A 20,417-nucleotide genomic window follows, 5' to 3' on the forward strand; every position below is an offset into this window, starting at 1 on the left:
ACCTATTTACGATTAACAAGACTTAAGCTAGGGCTGGTACTTAATTTTGGGCAAGGACGGCTTATTGATGGATTAACTAGAGTAGCTAATGATCTGTAACTCTCTACGCCACCGCGTCTCTGCGTCTCTGCGTAAAAGATAATGCAACGTACTCGTTGAAAACGCTATCACAAAATATACATAATAATTTTTTGCATTTTACGTTAACATGTCATTTCTATGAGAAGAATTTTCTTATAATTTCCTATTTTCTTTCGTAAAACATCCCACTCCTAATTGCTGTGTTAGAGAACTTCTTGGATGGTATTTATAAAAAGAATCTTGAAGATGTTTTTGGCTGATATGTGTATAGCGGTCCGTTGTTGCTATATTAGAGTGTCCTAAAAACTCTTGAATGACTCTTAAATCCGCTCCATTATCTAAAAGATGTGTTGCAAATGAGTGCCTTAGTGTATGTGGAGAGATATTTTTTGTAATATTTGCCTTTTTTGCATAAGATTTGATCATTTTCCATACAGCAAAGCGCTCGATTGGTTTTCCTCTTTTAGTCAAAAAAAGCGAAGACTCTTTTCCAGATGGATGCAGGTCTCTAAAATTTAAAAGGTAATAATCAATGGCTTGCAAGGCCTTTTTTCCAATAGGTACTAAACGCTCTTTTCTTCCTTTTCCCATAACTTTTATAAAAGTGTCATCAATATTGTAGATGGTAAGAGAGCAAAGTTCAGAGACGCGAAGGCCGCTTGAATAGAGAAGTTCTAATATGCTCAAATTTCTTGCACCAAGATAAGTTGCTTGATTGGGAATAGAAAGAAGTATTTCTACTTCACTCTCAGAGAGTACTTCTGGAACTAGTTGCCAAAGTTTTGGGCTTTCTAGATGCTCTGTCACATTTATTTTGATCATCTGCTCTCTTTTTAGGAAACGAAAGAGAACTTTAATTGCAATGAGTGCCCTGCATATGCTTGCACTTGCGTAGTTTTTGTTTTGCATGGTTTTAAGAAATTGAATGATATGTTCTGTACTTACCTGTTGAAAATCTATGATGTTAAGAGATTCTAATAGGAGAGTAAACTGTTTTATATCATTTCCATAGGCTTGCAATGTATTAATAGATGCTCCTTTTTCAGAGGCTATGTAGGAGAGAAAATCAGCAGTTGTTCTTTTTAGTGGCATTATAAATTAGAGGCGAGTTTAAAAGACTCTTTGGGGGCATGGACGTGCGCAAATGCAATTAGGTCGCGGTAGTGCTTATTAAAAGAGAAGATAGCAGCACGCATGCTTTCTGGTAACTGTCCTGTTTTTATGTATTCTCCTGTTCTATTCTCTAGATAGGTAAGAAGGTATTGTGCCATAGCCTGCAAATTTGCGATAAGAGCATTTTGGTCCGCATGTGAGCCCTTATACCAATAGTCTCGCATCGTATTAATGCCGTTGAGAAGCGAGCGAAAAAGGAGGTAGTTTAGCGATTGCGGCTCATAATTTTTTCTAATAGCGTGTAAAGTCATAAGAGAGGAGCTAAATCCCGAGAAGATAGGATTAAAAATATCTTGAGAGGCAGGTTTTTTCAGAAGAGAAATAAAACGCTTAATTTCTGTTTGCTCTGCCTGAGTATAGAGCGTCGCAAAGGTTGTCTTTGGAAGGATCTTTTTTGCGTCTGAAAAAGAGGTCTGCAAAGAGAGTAGTTCATCATTCTTGACATGTTCTGAGGTGATGGGACTTAAGATAAGTCTTGCAGATAGGGCTATCTTATTTACTGTTTTTTCTATAAAAGAAAAAGTCTCTTGAGTGATATCTTGCGTGGTTCTAATGTAACAAAGAAGGCTTACAATACATTCTAAGATATCTTTATGCGGTTTTTGTAAAATGCGTAAATAACTATTAAATGTGCCAAGGACGCTATAAAAGTTTGCAAGATTTGCAGGGGAGGAGGTCAAGTTTTGTATTGCATTTTTTGTGTAGGACTCAATGATGACAGATAGCTCTAGCATGTGAAAGTTTTCACCAATTTGCACAAGTTCATGTATTATAGTGCCAAATGTTTTTCTATCCTTTTCCAGGATAAGAGGTACTGTTTCTAAGAGCTTAGCTTTAAAGATAGAAAATTTTTTATCAAACCAATCAAGCTGGCTTTGCGAAAGCGTAAGCATTGAAAAGTTTTTGGCAAATTCAATGCCACAGCGGATATTACTTGTTAAGGTTTCAAGAAAAGGGAGGGATGTTTTTGGGGGTAAGAGATCATGGTAGGCTGTGAGGGTTTGTAGGGTTTGATTGAGCTTTTCCTCAATTTTGGCTAAATTGCCTTTTTCCCTGATTTGTGTCATTAAGTCGGTTGCAGTGCGTATAGTGGACTCTAGTGAGGGTAATTTTTTTTGTTCTTGCGTTGGCATGAGCTTCACTTAGAATATTTTTGTGTATATAAAGTAGATATACACAAAATACATTCAATGATCAAGTTTTTCTTTTAAGATTTCATTTACAAGGGCTGGAGAGGCTTTGCCCTTTGAGAGTTTCATTGCTTGGCCTACCAAAAATCCAAAAGCTTTATCTTTTCCATTTTTGTAATCTGCAACGGACCTACTATTTTCTAATAAGACTTTGTCTATGATAGCTGTGATTTCTCCTTTATCATGAACAGGTTGATAGTCAGGATTTTGCTTTACAATCTCTTCACAATCTTTTCCAGAAGATTCAACCATATCATCAGCTACACTTTTTGCAATTTTTCCAGTAATTACGTTTGTATCAATTAAATTAACAAGTTTTGCCACATTGCAAGGTGTAATACCAGCTTCTGACAATGTTTTTCCTTTTTCTTTGAGTCTTCCAGCAAACTCTGCCGTGATCCAGTTGCAAAGGGCGTTTGCATTAGGAGAATGCTTGAGCGCTTCTTCAAAATAGTCTGCAAGCTTTTTATCGCTCGTTAAAATGGAAGCTGCATATTTTGAGAGACGAAGCTCATTAATGTAGCGCTGATTTTTTGCGAAAGGAAGCTCGGGAAGTGTTTTTCGAATGGATTCAATGTATTCATCGGATAAAACAATAGGTACGAGATCTGGCTCTGGAAAATAGCGATAGTCATCAGCATCTTCTTTATCGCGCATTTTAACTGTTTCTTGCAGTTCTGGATCAAAGCGAAAAGTTGCAGGAGTGATAACCTCGCAAGGAGGCTTATCAGGGTTTTGTAAGTAGAGTTTTACTTGTCTTTTGATTTCGGACTCAATGGCAATTTCCATGTTATAGAAAGAGTTCATGTTCTTAATTTCTACTTTATTTCTAAGAGAAACTTCTCCCTTTGCACGTACAGATACATTTACATCGATTCTTAAAGAACCCTCTTCCATGTTGCAATCAGATGCGTCTAAGTATTCTAAAATGGCTTTAACGGCCTGTACATAAGCTGTTGCCTCTTTTGCGCTTCCAATACAGGGCTCAGATACAATTTCGATGAGTGGAACACCTGCTCTGTTGTAGTCGATACCTGCAAAGTTGCTAAAATGTTTGAGCATACCAGCATCATCTTCAAGGTGAGCTCTGTTAATAGTAAAGGTTTTAAAAGAGCCCTCTTCAATCTCAGCAGTAATGGTTCCTCCAATTACGATAGGTTCATCATATTGTGTGATTTGAAAGTTTCGAGGGCTATCGGGATAAAAATAGGATTTTCGATCAAACTTGCTGAATTTTGCAACAGTTGCACCCACTGCAAGACCAAATTGTGCAGCCTTTCTTACAGCTTCTTTGTTGAGGACGGGAAGTGCTCCTGGTTGCCCTGTACATACTTCTGTAATATTGGAATTGGGATCGTCGCCAAAATGGTTGGGAGCTGTACTAAAGAGCTTGGACTTTGTGTTGAGCTCTACGTGTACCTCGAGTCCAATAACAGGTTCCCATAGAGAAGATGGATGGTCATGCATAGTTTTTAAGATCTTCTTTTAGTTTAATTGTGTGTTATGGGTGGAAGTAATTTAGAAAACTGCATGCTTTGTTCAAAAGCGTTTGCAGCTCTACAAACCTGCACGTCATGCATTTGTGGACCGATAATCTGCAGGCCCATAGGTGTGCCGTCAGGAGATAGGCCAGAGGGCACACTGATTGCAGGAAGCCCTGCAAGATTTGCGCTAATTGTATAAATATCTGCTAAATACATTTGCAATGGATCTTGTATAGATCCTGTTTTAAATGCGGGGGAGGGTGTGACGGGCATTGCAATTAAATTACAAGTTTGAAATTGTTCCTTGTATTCCTTGATCATGAGCGTGCGCACCTTTTGCGCCTTTTTGTAGAAAGCATCTTTATACCCAGAAGAGAGCACGTAGGTACCCAGGAGAATACGCCTTTTTACTTCTGGACCAAAGCCCTCTTCTTTAGAGAGGTCATAAACTTGGTCTAGTGTTTGTGCATTTGGAGAGCGAACACCGTAGCGAACACCATCGAAGCGTGCAAGATTGGTAGAGGCTTCTGCTGTTGCTAAAACATAATAAACGGGTATGGAGTACTTCAACATGTTTAAGCGAATGTCTACGATATGCGCTCCAAGCGTTTTAAGTTGTTCTATAGAAGAGAGAAAATTTTCTTTTGCAGGTTCTTGCAGTTGTTCAATGCACTCCCAGGGAACGCCTATCTTCATGTTGTGAATGCCAAGAGATAAGTTCTGAAAATACTCTTCTGCCTCTTTATTAATAGATGTGGAATCTCTTTTGCAATGTCTTCCAATGATTTCCATGACAAGAGCACTATCTTCAGTATAGACAGAAAGAGGACCGATTTGGTCGAGCGAAGAGCCATAAGCTACAAGACCATAGCGAGATACACGGCCATAAGTTGGTTTGAAGCCAACAACGCCGCAAAAAGATGCAGGTTGCCTGACAGATCCACCAGTATCGCTGCCAAGGGCGATGGGTACAAGGCGCGCTGCAACAGCAGCAGCAGAGCCTCCAGAAGATCCACCTGGTACACAGTTTAAATCCCAGGGGTTTTTCGTTTTTTGCAGAGCAGAGTTTTCTGTTGAAGAGCCCATTGCAAATTCATCCATATTGGTTTTACCAATAAAAATAGCATCTTCTTCTTCTAGAAGGCGAGTGGCTGTTGCATCGAATAAAGCTTTGTAGTTACTTAAAAATTTTGATGCGCACGTGGTAAGTTCGCCTTTTAGATGGATATTGTCTTTTATGGCTATGGGCACTGCTGCAAGTTTTCCAAGTTTTTCGCCTCGAAGACGTTTATCATCAAGTTCTTTTGCTCGTTTTTTTGCTTTTTCATCAAATATGGATAAAAATGCTCCAACAGAAGGGTTATGAATGTGGATGCGTTTTAAGAAGTGCTCTACAATTTCTATAGCAGATAGCTCACCCTTACAGAAGAGTTCTCGTAATTTACGTGCAGATAAAAGATGGATTTGTTCTTTGTTACTCATTATTTTAAGACCTTTTAATAACTGTTGGAACTTTAATCATGCCTCCAACAGAAGAGGGTGCAACAGAGAGGAAGAGCTCTCTTGTAAGGGTTTGTTCTACAACATCTTCACGCATTACATTGCATATGTCTTCTAAAACATGGTTGCAGGGTGGAACGTTTTCTGTGTTTACTTCGCCTAGCATATCAATGTACTGTAAAATATTTGTTAAGTCTTTAAAAAGGCCTTCTCGCTCTTCTTGAGAGCATTCAATTCTAGATAACCGAGTAAGGCTTGAGAGGGTTTTTTCTGTGAATTCAGACATTTTATTATAGTGTTCTCCTGCAGAAAATGTAAGATTTCGTGCATTCTAGCATGGATGAATTGTGCATTGCAAGGGCAACTTTTGCCTATGTATACACAAACAAGTTCAAGAATTGTTTTTTGCGTAAGCAGGAGTACATAACGCATAATTTTTGCTGGCACGGAAATTGCTGCTAATTTGTTGATTAAAGGGCAAGTAGTCCGAGGAGGATATGATGACAAGCAAACAATCAACAAGTTCTAATCAAGAAGTAAAGGGTAGTAAAAAAGAGCTTACTTCTCTAAGCCACGCTCAAATTCCAAAAATTCAGACAGCTGAAGGATGGAAAAGAGATCGTTTGAGAGACAAAAAGCTAAGAACTTAAAAATTATGGATGAGTTCTAGGCGTGCGCCTGCTACATAAGTGATACTTTCTGGCTCGAATACTCTTATGTATTGAGGGGCTTGGCCTGGAAACTCTAAATAGGCGTATTGGTCATTACTTCTTCCAATATTTTGATTTCTAAAATAGGGAACAAATTGAATTTGGTTTAGAAGCCAATAAGGCTTAGAGAGTCTGTAAGTAATGGGTAGTTCTATTTCATACTGGATTTTGTTGCCAAGGGCGAATACGTCATTTCCAAGGCCAGAGCTTGTCATTCTGCCATCGATCATGAACATGAGTTTAAGATTTAGGCCTATTGCTAAGTTACAACAAAAATCATACTCTGTGCGCATTCCAAAGGCTAAATAACTCCAAGTGTAGGTTTCGTCATATCCAAAAGGATTTTCTGGAACAGCCCCCCTATACCAGCGGTGGTAACCAAAGCCGATAAAAGGAATTGTGGTGATGTTGTAAAACTTTTCATAAGTGTAGCCAAGACGTACTTCGGCATTAAAGATAACGTTGTTCGTATGGTTTTTATAGGGGGATGTGCTAAAATCAATTAAATTAATTAGCGTGCCATCGTACACGGTCTTGCCAGCATCACATCTAAGATCGGCTCCGACGTAGACATTTCTTGGTGTAATATAATCGTAGCCAATTTGTAAGCCACTAAGTATTCCGTGCTCATCGCTTTTTGCTCCCTCTGAAAGGCCTTGTTCGCTGTAATGGCGGTAGAGCAAATCTGGTGCGATATACAAATGATGAGGACAGTCTGCAAGTAGTAAAGAGCTGATACACAAAATGAGATAAGTTAAATAAATAAGATGTTTATGAAACTTCAAAATTAAGACCATCAAAAAAACTGAAAGGCCCGACTATACATATGCTTAAATTAATTATCTATCTTTAAAAATGAGAGGGTAATTCCCGCAGCGGAAATTATTCCTAATTGCAAATTATTGATCTATAATTTATGTTTTGTTAACATGGTCGCTATTATTTTGATAATAAAACAATTTATGGAGTTATGAAATGTCATCAATTGCAAGCACGTCTTCATCAGCTGTGAGCACGCTTCAAGAATCCCACTCCAGGCTACAAAGCAATCCTGTTGCGCATAAAATATTTGCTTCCGTACTATATTGCTTTTATTCGAGCTCAGAAATTAGGAAACCCGGTAGTGCTGCGAAAAACTTAAATTTTGTTACGTGTGCTGTTTCTCAATTCTTTGAACAACAACTTATTAGTTCTAAAGAAGTAAGAGATTGTTTATTAGAAGGAATACAAAGAGAAAGCGATGAAATAAATATGCAAGCTTTTACAGAAATTTTACAAGAAGATCTTAAAGAGGATTGTGATCTTTTTGTTAAGAGTATTTCTTCCTCTAAAGAGGCTCAATTTCATTTAAAACATAGAGTGGGATGTGTACAAAAAATTTTTCAACATAGTGTTGTTGGACGCTATTCTCTTATGTGGCTCGATGCAGGAGTTGCTACAGCCCTTAGAACCATACCAGAAGAATTTTACTATTCTAACGCCTTGTCAGAAAGGGTTTGTGCATTACCTGGATCAAGTTTTTTTGTGCCATCTTCCAGCCAACAGCAAGTTACTTCTAGTTCTCCAGCAAGGAGTGTAACGGCTGAAGCTAGTTCTACCTCCACATCTACTAAGCCTGCAAAACGAGTAAGAAAAGCCCCTACCAATTCTTCATCTACTAAGTCTGCAGAACGAGTAGAAGGGGCCCGTGGAGGAGTTGTTATACATCGCAGCACCAATCGAGAAGAGCGCGTTCCCGATGTAGTTAGGCCGCCAGAAAAATTTTTTGGATTAGTCCTTATAGCATTGAAGAACACAATGAAAGATTTAGTAATAGTCGATCCAAATCATTTGGAAACAATTTTTGGAGAGCAGCAAAGTGACCTTGCCAGAATATCACATGATTTTGACCAGAGGGCATTAATTGATGACTTGGTACAAAGCGACGAGGATGTTACTACACAGTTAACGAAGGATAGATACGATCATTGCAGACAATACATCATATCCATATGTAATGGTAGATCGGAATTCGACGAAGAGAATTGTCTTGAGATATTTAAAAGCTTATGGAGAAATGCCAAGAGCGCCTTTGCTAAAAAAGGATAGTTTTAGAACCTAGCTTCTATGCTTATAACAAAGTGAAAAAAAAGATCTCCTTGATCTTTTGGCAGACGGCTGAGTATGGATTGTTGAATATTTATATTATCAGAAGTTAATTTACGGACACTTTTAAAGTCCCTATCTTTAAGGACTTGCGCGTATAAGTATTTACAATCCTCTTCGGTATAAGAAGAGCCTGTAGCATGAGACATGAAGCTCAAGATAGAAGACCAATTTATTGTTTTTTCTTTGGCCTCTACTATGTTGTTTGTTGAGTCCATAACAATACATTTTTCACTTTTAAGCTTTATATACATAAGTATGACTTCTTCTAGATACCATGGTTTTTTATATACTTCAGAAGTTACCGAATTTAGTTGAGGGTCAACTAGTGGATCGTTTGATTCATCTATAGGGAGTAATGGATAATCTACATCCATGGGTGAGGGATTTATTAGATCTGAATAAGAGTTTGTGGGCACAGTTGATGGCTCTACTGGATTACTTGAAGAAGTCCCAGTGGACGCATTATTTGGAAATAAGGCTAGAGCGTCTTGATGAAATTGATAGAATTGCTGTTTTATTACGCTATTTGCTTCGCTAGTTATCCTTGCAAGAAGAGAATCATCGAAATAGACATGTTGACCCGAGAATACGGCCTCTTTTAATGATTTGTTATTTATGTGCCTACGAAATCTTTGGTGAAGTGCATTTGGGCTTCTTTCATTAAAAAAAGCTGTTTGTTGAAAGATGAAATTTAGGCGATCTAAAGGTATTGGCTCTCGTTCTATAATCGTATTATTTTCTTGTATGGCTATCAGATGTTCAGAAAAGAGATAAGTGATTAGTAGAACATTTTCTTGAAGAGACCAATATTTTTTTGCGGAGCTTTGAAGGCTCATAAATTTAAACGTATTAGAATGGGTTTCAAGTGGATAAGAGAAATTTGAATTTACCATGATCGTATTTATTGATTTTAAGTTGTTTAGATATTGGAAAGGAAGTGTACCATTTTACGTAATTCTCTTGCTCCGATTTTCTAATAACCTGAGTTTTGAGTTTAAATGGCTCAAGGTTAGAGGGGATTCTGGATAAATTTTCAATCATTTTTGCAAAGTCCCTATTCAAAAACTATAAACGAGCAAAAATGATTGAAAATTTACCAGAAGATCCCTAAGATTGAGCAATTTATACACAAACAATTCTTGAACTTCTTTGTGTATAAACCCAAAACTTAGGTCAATACCTGGCAAAATCCTTATCTTAAAAAGTAAATGGTTTTATTGTGAGCACAAGTTTAGATACCTTTTTAAAAAGTAAGAACCCCTCTATTTTCCTTTTGAATACAAAGGAGGATGAAGATGGTTTATCTCTTGTAAAAGAGAGAGTTAAGTATTTAAAGATGGATGCGTTTATCAAGATACTTGATGAAAAAAACTTAAGCATGGAGATTAATGAGCGCTCTCTTTTTAAAGAAAATAAGATTATAATTTTCCCTCAAGCTGAAAAGTTAAAGTCTTCATTTATCAAAGAAATTCAAGTTCTAAAAGTTTCTGATCCTCTTATTTTCATTGGAGCTGGTATGCGAATTGCGCATCCGCTTTATCAGTGGATGCAAGAGGCTCATTCTTTTTTAGACTTAGCTCTTGAAACAAAGGGGGCAAGAGAAAAAAGGGCGTTGTCTGCAATTTCTGATATGGCAAAAGCTTTTGGTAAAAAGATAGCACAGCAAAATGCGGCTTATTTGCTCAACTTAATAGGAGATGATCTAGAGTTATTGTATCAAGAGATACAAAAAATTAGCTGTTATGTGGGAGAGAGGGAAGAGATCGTGCTTACAGATATTAAGGCGCTCTCTACAAACAGTAAAGAGGAATCGATATGGAAGCTTATGGACGCTCTTTATGAGAAAAATGCTATGCAAGCGCTTTACATAGGCAAAAAGATGCTTCGCAACGGTGTTTCTTTTTTTTTAATCTTGCGCAGTTTAAGATCTTCTTTTCAGACAGAGCTGCAAGTTGCAAATATGCTTTCTTTAGGAGATGGTGCAATTACTAGCGTTTTTCCCTATATGAGAGGAAAGATTTTAGAGCAGCATAAAAATACAGCGTCAAGACTTGGTGTGTCTCACTTAAAAAATGCGCTTCTTACCATTGATAAAACGGACTTATTATTAAAAAATGGAATCGATGATCAAGAACTTTTATTGGAGCTTACAGTTATAAACTTATGTTAAAGTCAGGTTTAATTTTACTTCCTAATTTACTTGGAGAAGGGCTTTCTCATGAAAGCTTTTTTCCAAAAGCAGTCGATCAAGCAGTTGGCATGCTAGATGGCCTTATTGCAGAGAGCATGCAAGGTGGCAGATCCTATCTTAATCAATTTCGTACAAAAAAACCTCCTTATGATATTCCGATAGGCATTTTGGATGAGAACACGCGTGATGATGAAATTGACTTTCTCTTGCAGCCCCTTAAAGAAGGTGAGTTATGGGGGCTTGTTTCTGATGCGGGCCTTCCTTGTATTGCAGACCCTGGTGCAAGAGTTGTTTTTAGAGCGCGTCAGCTGGGTATAAAGATAGAAACTCTTACAGGTCCATCGGCAGTTATTATGGCAATTCAGCTTTCAGGGCTTCCAGGACAGCGTTTTTCTTTCCTTGGTTATTTGAGTAAGGACCTAGAAAAAAGAGAAAAAGAGTTAAAAGCTTTAGAAAAGCGATCAAAAGAAGAGCGCTCTTTACAAGTATTTATGGAGGCGCCCTACAGAAATAAGTATACGTTTGAGGCGATGCTAGAAGTTTTACACCCCTCTACTTATGTGGGTATCGCTTGTGATTTAAGTTTAGAAACTGAGCGTATTATGGTGCAAAAGGTGGAAACTTTCAAGAAAAGCCCTTTACCTAATATTGACAAAAAACCTTGTATTTTCCTTGTATATGCATAAAAATATTGCAAAATAAATTCTGTAAATATTAGGTTGCAGATAGGCAAGGATATTTAAGGAGTTGTAGGATGCATTTTTTATTAAAGAGTTATGCAGGTATTGTCTTTTTAGGTAATAAGTTTCAAACTGTTTTACTGCTATTACTTAGACTCTATTGGGGGCCTGCTTTTTTTATTTCTGGCTTGGGTAAGTTTGGAAATATTTCTAATGTAATCGATTTTTTTGCATCGTTGAATATCCCTTACCCAGCATTTAGTGCTTATCTTACGGCAGGTATTGAATGTGTGGGTGGGTTGTGTCTTTTATTTGGGCTTTTATCTCGCCTTGCAGCTATTCCACTTGTTGTCATAACTCTTTCTGCTATGCTGACAGATAATATTAGTGAAGTAAAAAATGTGCTAAATGATCCTCAAAACTTGATTAGTCAGTTGCCATTTAGTTTCTTTTTAGTCGCATTGATTATTTTTAGTTTTGGGCCCGGCAAGTGGTCTTTAGACTATTTATTCAAAAAGCGCTTTTGTACCAAAAACAAGCCATCCAATTAAAACCCAGCGTCTCATCCATAGATGTAGACTTGTTGCTGCATTTTTTTGCAATTCAAGATCGGGGTGTTTTTCAAGCCAAGAGCTAAGTTCGTCTAGGCTATGAGCCTCTTTGAGGTAGCTTAAGACTTTAAATTCGCATGCACTTATCTTTTCAAAAACAATGTAGTTTTTATGATCCCGATAAAGGACATAATACAATGAAGATTGATCTGTAGAGCGCTCTAGTAAAGGAAAATCATGTTCTATCCAGTATTCAGGGAGCTCTAACAAAAACTGCTCACGAAATTGAAAAAGGTTATAAGGCAGCTCAAAAAGGTGAGTGTGGGTTTGTAGTTGCATATGAGATGCAAGAATTTCTGTTTCTTTAGGAGCAAAAAAGCTACAATTATAGGCCCAATCGACCTTGCAGGCATGTTCAATGAGCTGTTTGTCATTATCTAAATACTCTTTTGCAATCCAATTAGAAAGCATGCTTCCAAGAAAGTTCATTGACCAGTGGTTAGGAGGGTATTTGGTAAGATAGGGAATGGCTAGTGTCAAATTAAATTCTCTGTAGCCAAATAAACGAGTTAGTAGAGGAAATGTGTCGTGTAGAGCAGAAAGAAGGCGCCACCAATACTGCTGATGATAAATAGAGATGCGTGTGCCAGGAGAGAGTGTAGAACTTGGCAGTATGTATTCAATGGCTTCTGAGTCAATATGTTTGCCACAAGAGGAGAATTTGTTCATGGAACTATTTTCATCAATGGGACGTGTGATAACGCTTGCAAACCATTGTTGAATCTCTTGTAGTTTTTTAGGTGGAGAAGAGGAAGTGCGGTGATAAGTCACCGCACTTAGAACTTCAACGCTTTTACATTTCATTGCGTTTTTCTTTCATTTTCTTTGCTGCAACTTCTACAGCCACGTTTTTGTCTTTAAAAGGACCTTTAGATTGACCTTTACAGCCGCCTAGGCCTGCGCAAGAATTTTTTTCAGTCTTGCATGAGTTTAAGCCTTTGCAGCTGTTTTTCCCTTTACATGTTTGGTTTGCTAATTTAAGAGCTAAAGCTTGTCCTTCAGGGCTTAAGCTTTTAAATTCTGCTTTTTCTTTGTCATTTAGTTTTGACATGAGCTCACTTGCTGTCATAAGCGAGCTTAGAGAGCTTTCTGTTGCATTTGTATCTGAGTCATCAGCGCTTAGTGGCGCTCCTACAACGAGACTTGCTGCAATGCCCATTAGAGCAAGCTTTTTAAAATGTGATGAATCCATAAAACCTTCCTTAATCAATTATCTAATTCATGTTTAAGCAAGTTCCATCTTGCTTTTTTCTAATATCTGAAATGGATAATTAAAAATCTAGTTTTTAAATAAGTTCGACTGCAACAGTATCATAAAAGAGGATACCGCGTTTTGTAAGCGAGAGCTTGCTATTCATGAACTTCAGAAGGTCTTCTTTTAGTAAGTTGTCAATAGATTTTTTTGTTTCACTTGAAAGAGATCCATGCTCTTTTTCAAAAAGATCGATATCAACACCTTTTATAAGACGAAGTTGTAGCGCTAAAAGCTCATTTTGATGGGCTTTTAGATCTAATTTTTCTTCAAAGTCTACGCATGACAACCCCTCTTCAAAGCTTTTTACATATTTGTTTAAATTACAAACGTTTCTAAAGCGTCTATTTTCCCAGTAGCTAAAAGCTGATGGACCAAATCCGAGGAAAGGTCTTGCTGTCCAGTAACCTACATTATGTTTTGACTCAAAGCCCTCTTTTGCAAAAGCTGAAATTTCATATTGAAGAAGGTTGCTTGCTTCTAAAGTACTTATCGCATATTTATACATTTGAACACTTGCCTCTTCACTTGGTTGCGCTCGCTCAATTATTTGCTTTTTTTTGAAAAAAAGAGTGTGTGGTTCAATGGTAAGGTTGTAAAGAGAGAGATGGGTGATGGGCAAGCTTGCTGCAGTATTAACAGTTTCTTGCCAGCTAGAAAGAGTTTGATCTGGCAAGTCATACATCAAGTCGATAGAAATGTTATCCATGCCAATATCATGTGCAGAGTAGATGCCATCTACTGCCTCTTTTGCATTATGGGTTCTTCCGATTTTTTTGAGAAGAGCATCATCGAGTGTTTGTACGCCAATGCTTAGGCGATTGATGCCAATATCTCTATAAGAGGATAGAAGTTCTTTAGTTAAGTGTTCAGGATTTGCCTCTAAAGTAATTTCAAGAGATGAATCAAATGTACAGCTTGTTCTTATCCAAGAGAGAATTTGTTCTATGTATTTTGCACCAAGCAATGAAGGTGTTCCTCCGCCAAAATAGATAGAAAGGATTTTTTTGTTTTCGATAAGAGGCTTTTGCAGAGCCCATTCTTGTTGTAGGCCCTGCATGAGGAGAATTTTTAATGATGACTTATCTGGTAGTACGTAAAAATGGCAGTAATCACATTTACGTGAACAAAAGGGAATATGAAAATATAGAGAGATCTCTACCATTGATCAGATTCAGGGTCAACAATGCCTCGTTTCCAGCGGTTTTTATCGCTAAAGGGATCTTCATCTTCCTCTTCAGTCTCTTCTACAACAGTTTCATCACTAGACTCTGTACGCTCTTCTCCGGAAAAGGTATCAGTTTCCACAGATTCTGTATCCATATCAATACTGGACTCAGTTAAGCCACTGGGCTCTTCCATCATGTCGATGTCTGAGATTGTTGGTCCTTCAGGGTACCCAGCACGTGCAGCTCCAGGTCTTTTAGGGGCCACATATTCTTCAGCTTCACCACTCTCTTTTAAGAATTGCAGACGCTCTTTCTCTTCCTCAACTTTCTGTTGAAGAAGTCGCATCTCCTCTTGGTGCTTTTGAACATCCTTTTTTGGAACTAGTCCAAGTTTTAGCCACTGTTCTAAGTCCCGAAGATCGGCTTCTAGTTTCTTTAATCGTTCACTTTTCATTGAAAACCCAAAAAAATTTAATGCGAGCTGAACTTATATAACCGCTCCTTTTTTCGCAACAACTTATTTTCTTATGAGAAAAGGGTTGAATTTATAAGAAATTAAAATTGTACTTAGAAATAGAGCTTCGATACCTAGAAAGAGATAGTAGTAAACTTCGCCGCCACTGCCAAAGCCGTAGCTATGTAAGCCAGTACCAAGGACATAGTTAACTCCATACCATGTAAAACTAATGGCAAGAAGCCCCAAGATAGCGCCCATTGCGAGCCCAAAGCTTTTGATTATTTTAAAGCGGTAAGCATGAATCCAGAGAAGGTAGATGCAGCTTGATATAAATGCCCATGACTCTTTTGGATCCCAGTCCCAAAAGCGCCCCCAGCTCTCTGCTGCCCATATACCACCCAAGATAGTTCCTGAAATAAGAAGAGCAATTCCTACATACATGCATTGTAAGATGAGAGTGGAAAGAATTTTGCTTTCTTTATTTTTAAGGAAAAAAATTCCAAGATAAAAATGGGCAAGAACACCTGCTAATATGAAAAGGGCGTAGCTTCCAACGACCATGAGCACGTGGATGACAAGCCAGTAGCCAGAATCTAGTACAGCTTGTACATTTTCTAGTCCCTTGTCGATATGTGTGAAGTACACGATAAGCAATAAGATACAAGAAGTTGTGGATGCAGCTAGAAGGATCATCCTATTTTTAAAAATACGATATAAAATAAGGGCTACAAAAGAGGCAATAAAGGGCACGTAGATTACACTTTCAAACATATTTGTAACAGGAGGGCGCTCTAAAACAATGCAGCGAAGCACAAGATAACATGTGTTTATAGAAAAAGCTGCTAAAAATAGACCTAAACCTATTTTTTTTTCTAAGAAAAATAGGAGAGCAATGATTGCAAGGATGTAGAAAAAAAGAGCTGTTTCAGTGAAGGGGAGCAGATAAGTAAAGTGCTCTATTTGTAGTTGAAAGAGCGTTGGATAGTAAAGGGCTTTGCCTTCAGCTCGTGTATAAACACTACCTGCAATTTCTTGATAGGCATTTAAAAGGGAACTTGCCATTTCAGGTGTTGGTCTTTGCATTTTTTCTAAAGAGAGATAAGCTTCTTGTAAGTTCTTGAAGGCTGCATCTGTATAAGGAGTAAAGTTGGAGATGAGATTTTTCTTACCTACTGTTTTGGCTAAAGAGCTAAGGGAAATCCACTCTTCTTTGCGAACTTTTAGGGGAAGAAGAAGAAAGGTGTCACTATCTAGTAGTTCTTCTGTAAGTGAGAAGCTTGCTTGATTCATCTGTTTATTTTGGTTTAAGACGCCATTTCCAAAAGCTGTAAAGAGGTAGATTTTTTCCTTCAAGTGGTTGAGGTTTTTATCATCGATTGTTTTAGCATGCTTAATTTCTTTATAACTAAAGTGGTTTTCTTCAAGATTAAGGCTTAAAAGCTCTTTTATTGGTTTTGATGCGATGAGAAAAAGAGGCATTTTTTCATAAGGCGTATAGCCAAATAGATAGAGATTCCAAAGAAACTCCTCTGCATTAATATCAACACTGTTTCCAGCAATGTCATTTAACCATGCATGTGCATAGGTAGAAAAGGGGCGTATGCGTCCCTTATAGAGCGTTGGCACAACACTAAATTCAGAAGAAAATGCAGAGCAAAAGATGAGAGATAGGCCAATAAAAAATAGAACAACTTTTTGGTACATCGAGTTTCAAGTGCTCAAAAGTTCAAAAGAATGCACTTTACTATCCAAGAGCATAATTGTAAATCTCTATAAGAACTCTGTGGGAGATTCAGAGGGAGATCCCGATGTAGATCCTCCAGAAGATCTAGGAGAGAACTGTATGGAAGACTCAGGTGAGGACGCTCGGAGCTTATCCTCAAGAAGAGGAATATATTTTGCTGCAATAGATGCAGCTGATGGAAGTTCTGCTTGTTGTTCTGGTGTTGCAGCGTTTCCAATGCTCATTAGCTCATGAGCTAAATGTTCTAAAGGATTTTCTGTTATATCAGAAGATAGTGGTACGTCAGGGTGTACAGGTGAGCCTAGTTTAACTGAAAATGGTCGAAGAAGGGCTCCCACTTGCACCAAGTTGCTTAATAGAGAAGGCTTTTCTGGTATCTTTCCTTCTTCAAGGGCTCGTTGTTTAATGGCTTGTATTTGATGCTCATCAGATAATTCAACAGCATTCCCAAAGTCAGCAATATAGGCATGAAGATTTCCTTCAAGGTCTCTATGAAGAAAAACATTTCCAAAATGAATGTCCCGATGAGAAATATTTGCCTCTTCTAAGGCTTTTAAGCCTTCTAAAAGATCTACTACAACCATAAGTACATCTTTTTGTGATAGATCGCTTGATGTTAAAAGAGCTTCGAGGTCGCCTGCATTATAATAGGGTTGTATAAAAAACTTTTTGTCTATACCTTCCTTACCTTGTACTTCTGCACATTGGATGGCCTGCGCAATACCTCTTTTTCCTTTAAATTGTTCTAGAAAACGTGCTTCTCGGTCTATTGAACTAGGGTCTATACCAGCTTTTAAACGGCTTACAGCAAGTAATTCTCCTGTATCAAAATTAAGAGCGTAACGAACAACTTTCTCATCACCGCGGCCAACAGTAGGGTCATCTTGACTTTTTTTATTGAGGTGAATAAAAACAGAGCCATCAGCATTGAATTGAATACCTCTTGGGGGTGGCTCATTTTCTTGTGCCCTTGCATAGACAAGGCCGTTTGGATTATTTTTTGCTTCTAGTATCATGCGCTCTCTGTTAGCTGTGACATAGGTGCATATTTCAGCGAGGGTTGAAGCAGGAAGATTAATGTCTTTATGATGTAGAGCTTCGTGAAATGTAAAGTCTAAAAACCTATTGAATGCACCTGATTTTATAAGTTCGGTTGCTTTTTCTTTAGTGATATCCAATCGTTTTGCAACGTCTTTAACTTTAACTTCCAAACGATGACCCTCAGGTGTATCTAAAGTAACAGGTAGATAAGGACTAAGTAGATTGGATAGTCTTTTGAAAAGTCCCTTTTTTTCAGGAGTGCTTCTTCCCCCTTCGGAAGAACTGCTGCCTTCTTCAGAAGAGCTTGGTGATAGTGATCGGACGGCAATACCATTTACCCTGTTCTCTAAGTCACTTCTTGTTAAATAGAGCTCTTCTTTGCCACCTTTTGTGGGACTTACTGAAATGCCTTCGCGAAATCTATCAAAATCTGAATCTAATGACATACATCACCTGTATAATTATATATTTATATTTATACTAAGGTAGGGGATGTGTCAAGAATTTTATTTAGATTTGTAGGGACGTAGCCAAAAAAGAAGTAAGATACCAAGGCTCAATAGAAAAGCTCCTGGATAAGTTAGATAATATTTTTGTGGGTCATAGTTAACAGCTAGTTGAGTGCGCTTTGCACTCAGTTCATCTGCGGAAAGATTAGACATATAGAAGCGATATCCATCATGAGTTTCGTGTACGTTATTCATGCTGATCGTTTTTTCAAGAGGGGTTTTTAGGCCTTGTTCAGAGATAAGAAGGTCGCATTCAAAACTGTAGGGTTGTTGAGTTCTTGGGTAGTTAATTTGGCGTGCACTTCTAAGGCGTAAACGATGAGGAATTTTTTTTGTACAGGGCTGAAAACGAAGTAAATACTTTCCATTGAGAACAGGCCATTTTAAATCACTTGCAAAGGGATCGTAAATTAAACCAATAAGGGATGATTGATGATCATCGCTGACTTTCAATGTGATTTTTGCTCTGTTATCCTCCCATTTACTTAGAGGTTCAAGTGGTTTGATTGTTTGAGAGATGAAAGTGATGAGTTCTTCTTCGTCATCTGAGTCTGCTTGCAATTCTAAAAAAAGGGGGTAATAAGAGTGCGCCTTTTCTATTTCTTCTCTTGATAACTTGTCAAAGTGAGGAGGGGTGGAAAAAGCAATGCCGTAGCCCCAAAAGCCTTTTTTAAAAGAGAGAAGCGAATGTATGTTTTCTTTATTAAAGAGTTCGTGATGTATGGCTCCATGGTTGTTAAATAGGAAAAAGTGTTCATTGCCATTATGGTCTTGAGTGAAAAGTAGTGTTTTTGGAAGGGTGATCGTGATGTTTTCTCTATTCGTTAGTAATTGGTTACCAGTTAGTTGAATGGGTATTATTTTTCCATCGATAAGAAGTTCTAGCTTTGCACATGATTCGTCAAAGTGAAAAGAGGAGAGCAATTCTTTGAGAGGAACTATTTTTTCATCTTGCATTTGAAGAGAGGCAAGTTCTGTGTAAAGTTCTTTTGCACGTTCATAGCTATTGATGCAGCTAAATGCAAAAAGGTTTGTTGGGCCATTGAAGTTTATCTTGAGAGGGCGCGTGTTTTTTCCCTGCAGAGGTATTTTAGGAAGTGTTGCAATAGTTAGGTAATTATTTTTTACCCAATAATTGAGTTTAGATTGAGAATGGGGATAGAATTCAAGAAGCTCTATTTTTAAATTGTCGATAGGGGATTTGATTACTTTTTTAAAGGAGCCCAAAAGATTTTGTTCTAAGGGAGCCACAAAGGATTCATGCTGCTCATTTTCAATGCGAAGAGCATAAGTGGAAGGCAAAAACAGAGTATTTGTTTCACTGCCCTCTAGAAGAGTCATAGTACCTTGAATGCCTTGGTAGCTTTTAAAAATACAGCCTGCAAGAATCATGAGCAGTCCTAAGTGAGTAATTAAAAAAGGAACATGCTTTAACTTGAATGGGTATCTGCGAAGAGCAGAAACCAGTATGTTAATAAAAAAGAGGAGAAGCAGCCCTTTAAAAAGGGGGTTACTGTAGGTAAAGTAGGAGGCATGTAAATGTGATTGGGTAAGGGACTCAATAAACGTTCCAAGGACCACAAAAAGGGCTGTAAAGCCTATTAAAATAAGCACAAAAGTTATACCGCCCAAAAAATGATAGACGTTTTTAATAAACTTCATGGATTTTCTTCTGGTATTGCTTGGATGAGTTCAAATGTTTTAGCAGCCATGATAAGCTCTTCTTTATATTGCTCTATAATATGTTTTGGGCCAATAGTTTTAATTGTATAATCTGCTTGTATGTTTTTGTTGAGGGACTCAAGGGTATGATAGTGCCTGCTATCTAATTGCATGCTCCAAGCAAGAACGCTCATAGTTTTGTCATATTTGGAATGAGTTCCAGAGGCCTCAAAAAAGATGCCAGCAAAACCTCCTCTTGTTTCAAAAGAGGAAAAGACGCTGAGTGGTTCAATAGTCGTAAATTGCTTTTTCCATCTTGCAATTTGAGATCCTACCGGGATGCGCTCTTTTATGCTATTTGATGGAAATGTGTGGATAGTCATTATAACTTCTTCGGAAAGAAAAAATGTCGCATTAGGAAGAGTTGTATCTTGGATGGATTCATTGTCAAGGGGAAGCTGGACCTTCCAGTCTGATGGGATTTTTATTCGGTAGGTTGCAAAGCGTATTTTATTGCCATTGTCTCTGTTTGGGACATCTTGCCATATGTAATTATTCGTGTTGTTTTCGGCAGAAGTACACCCAATTAACATAGATGCGCCAATGATTAATATTATAATATATTTTAACAATTCCATTACCATTATCACATTCATTATCACTGCTGATCTAACAGACTTCTTGCGTAATTACATTTGCTTGTTAAAATTGTCTTTTTTGACATCTTTATCGTTAAATTTTTCAACCATATGCTCACATATGCTTGAAAAATTTATCAATAAATCTACTCAAAAAATTTCAATTTTTCTAAGCAA

Annotated in this window: 20 protein-coding genes; 5 read left to right on the forward strand and 15 right to left on the reverse strand. The window is 37.7% G+C overall.

Going from position 1 to position 20,417, the window contains the following annotated elements:
• Positions 1 to 234: 234 nt before the first annotated feature.
• From xerD to gatC, 5 genes are read right to left on the reverse strand one after another with little or no spacing between them, the layout of a single operon-like run.
• Positions 235 to 1,173 (reverse strand): site-specific tyrosine recombinase XerD, encoded by a 939-nt coding sequence (gene xerD / locus P4L16_04430; protein MDR3624369.1) that lies wholly within the window; start codon positions 1,171 to 1,173, stop codon positions 235 to 237.
• Positions 1,173 to 2,387, reverse strand: a complete 1,215-nt coding sequence (locus P4L16_04435) for a hypothetical protein (GenBank protein ID MDR3624370.1) — start codon at positions 2,385 to 2,387, stop codon at positions 1,173 to 1,175. Before P4L16_04435 ends, xerD begins: the two co-directional genes overlap by 1 nt.
• A gap of 54 nt (positions 2,388 to 2,441) precedes the next feature.
• Positions 2,442 to 3,911, reverse strand: coding sequence for an Asp-tRNA(Asn)/Glu-tRNA(Gln) amidotransferase subunit GatB (gene gatB / locus P4L16_04440; GenBank protein MDR3624371.1), 1,470 nt, complete (start codon positions 3,909 to 3,911; stop codon positions 2,442 to 2,444).
• Positions 3,912 to 3,934: 23 nt separating this feature from the next.
• Positions 3,935 to 5,410 carry an Asp-tRNA(Asn)/Glu-tRNA(Gln) amidotransferase subunit GatA gene (gatA, locus tag P4L16_04445; GenBank protein ID MDR3624372.1) on the reverse strand — a complete coding sequence of 492 codons (1,476 nt, stop codon included), beginning with the start codon at positions 5,408 to 5,410 and terminating at the stop codon, positions 3,935 to 3,937.
• Positions 5,411 to 5,414: 4 nt separating this feature from the next.
• On the reverse strand, positions 5,415 to 5,714 hold the full coding sequence (gene gatC, locus P4L16_04450) for an Asp-tRNA(Asn)/Glu-tRNA(Gln) amidotransferase subunit GatC (protein ID MDR3624373.1): 300 nt from the start codon (positions 5,712 to 5,714) through the stop codon (positions 5,415 to 5,417).
• Between the two features lie 211 nt (positions 5,715 to 5,925).
• Here gatC and P4L16_04455 point away from each other — a divergent pair, with 211 nt between their 5' ends.
• Complete coding sequence (locus P4L16_04455; protein ID MDR3624374.1) at positions 5,926 to 6,078, forward strand: hypothetical protein; 153 nt, start codon at positions 5,926 to 5,928, stop codon at positions 6,076 to 6,078.
• Here P4L16_04455 and P4L16_04460 read toward each other — a convergent pair.
• The gene (locus tag P4L16_04460) at positions 6,075 to 6,923 is read right to left on the reverse strand and encodes a hypothetical protein (GenBank protein MDR3624375.1); all 849 of its coding nucleotides are present in this window, start codon (positions 6,921 to 6,923) and stop codon (positions 6,075 to 6,077) included. The two genes, P4L16_04455 and P4L16_04460, sit on opposite strands and share 4 nt — an antisense overlap.
• Positions 6,924 to 7,113: 190 nt before the next feature.
• On the opposite strand from P4L16_04460, the gene P4L16_04465 reads away from it, so the two are divergent.
• Positions 7,114 to 8,226, forward strand: coding sequence for a hypothetical protein (locus P4L16_04465; GenBank protein MDR3624376.1), 1,113 nt, complete (start codon positions 7,114 to 7,116; stop codon positions 8,224 to 8,226).
• Positions 8,227 to 8,228: 2 nt separating this feature from the next.
• Here the strand turns inward: P4L16_04465 and P4L16_04470 are convergent, their stop codons facing one another.
• Positions 8,229 to 9,179 carry a hypothetical protein gene (locus P4L16_04470; protein MDR3624377.1) on the reverse strand — a complete coding sequence of 317 codons (951 nt, stop codon included), beginning with the start codon at positions 9,177 to 9,179 and terminating at the stop codon, positions 8,229 to 8,231.
• Between the two features lie 326 nt (positions 9,180 to 9,505).
• On the opposite strand from P4L16_04470, the gene P4L16_04475 reads away from it, so the two are divergent.
• The 3 genes from P4L16_04475 (at position 9,506) to P4L16_04485 (ending at position 11,708) form a co-directional block, all read left to right on the forward strand.
• Positions 9,506 to 10,456: a hypothetical protein gene (locus P4L16_04475; GenBank protein ID MDR3624378.1), complete on the forward strand. Its 951-nt coding sequence runs from the start codon at positions 9,506 to 9,508 to the stop codon at positions 10,454 to 10,456.
• A complete protein-coding gene (locus tag P4L16_04480) occupies positions 10,450 to 11,163 on the forward strand; it encodes an SAM-dependent methyltransferase (GenBank protein ID MDR3624379.1) in 714 nt (237 codons plus the stop codon). Before P4L16_04475 ends, P4L16_04480 begins: the two co-directional genes overlap by 7 nt.
• A 68-nt stretch (positions 11,164 to 11,231) precedes the next feature.
• Entirely contained in the window at positions 11,232 to 11,708 is a 477-nt protein-coding gene (locus tag P4L16_04485) for a DoxX family protein (GenBank protein MDR3624380.1), read from the forward strand.
• On the opposite strand, the gene P4L16_04490 is transcribed toward P4L16_04485, so the two are convergent.
• From P4L16_04490 to P4L16_04525, 8 genes are all read right to left on the reverse strand, one after another.
• Positions 11,664 to 12,572, reverse strand: coding sequence for a DNA-binding domain-containing protein (locus P4L16_04490; GenBank protein MDR3624381.1), 909 nt, complete (start codon positions 12,570 to 12,572; stop codon positions 11,664 to 11,666). The two genes, P4L16_04485 and P4L16_04490, sit on opposite strands and share 45 nt — an antisense overlap.
• Entirely contained in the window at positions 12,562 to 12,960 is a 399-nt protein-coding gene (locus P4L16_04495) for a hypothetical protein (protein ID MDR3624382.1), read from the reverse strand. Before P4L16_04495 ends, P4L16_04490 begins: the two co-directional genes overlap by 11 nt.
• Positions 12,961 to 13,054: 94 nt before the next feature.
• Positions 13,055 to 14,185 carry a radical SAM family heme chaperone HemW gene (gene hemW / locus P4L16_04500; GenBank protein ID MDR3624383.1) on the reverse strand — a complete coding sequence of 377 codons (1,131 nt, stop codon included), beginning with the start codon at positions 14,183 to 14,185 and terminating at the stop codon, positions 13,055 to 13,057.
• Positions 14,179 to 14,643, reverse strand: coding sequence for a hypothetical protein (locus tag P4L16_04505; protein MDR3624384.1), 465 nt, complete (start codon positions 14,641 to 14,643; stop codon positions 14,179 to 14,181). Before P4L16_04505 ends, hemW begins: the two co-directional genes overlap by 7 nt.
• A 63-nt stretch (positions 14,644 to 14,706) precedes the next feature.
• Entirely contained in the window at positions 14,707 to 16,350 is a 1,644-nt protein-coding gene (ccsA, locus tag P4L16_04510) for a cytochrome c biogenesis protein CcsA (GenBank protein ID MDR3624385.1), read from the reverse strand.
• 66 nt (positions 16,351 to 16,416) lie between these two features.
• Positions 16,417 to 17,877 (reverse strand): protein kinase, encoded by a 1,461-nt coding sequence (locus P4L16_04515; GenBank protein MDR3624386.1) that lies wholly within the window; start codon positions 17,875 to 17,877, stop codon positions 16,417 to 16,419.
• Between the two features lie 60 nt (positions 17,878 to 17,937).
• Positions 17,938 to 19,602: a hypothetical protein gene (locus P4L16_04520; protein ID MDR3624387.1), complete on the reverse strand. Its 1,665-nt coding sequence runs from the start codon at positions 19,600 to 19,602 to the stop codon at positions 17,938 to 17,940.
• A complete protein-coding gene (locus tag P4L16_04525) occupies positions 19,599 to 20,258 on the reverse strand; it encodes a hypothetical protein (GenBank protein MDR3624388.1) in 660 nt (219 codons plus the stop codon). The genes P4L16_04520 and P4L16_04525 overlap by 4 nt, the downstream gene beginning before the upstream one ends.
• Positions 20,259 to 20,417 lie beyond the last annotated feature (159 nt).

This window comes from Chlamydiales bacterium, assembly GCA_031292375.1.
Taxonomy (GTDB): domain Bacteria; phylum Chlamydiota; class Chlamydiia; order Chlamydiales; family VFKH01; genus JARLHF01.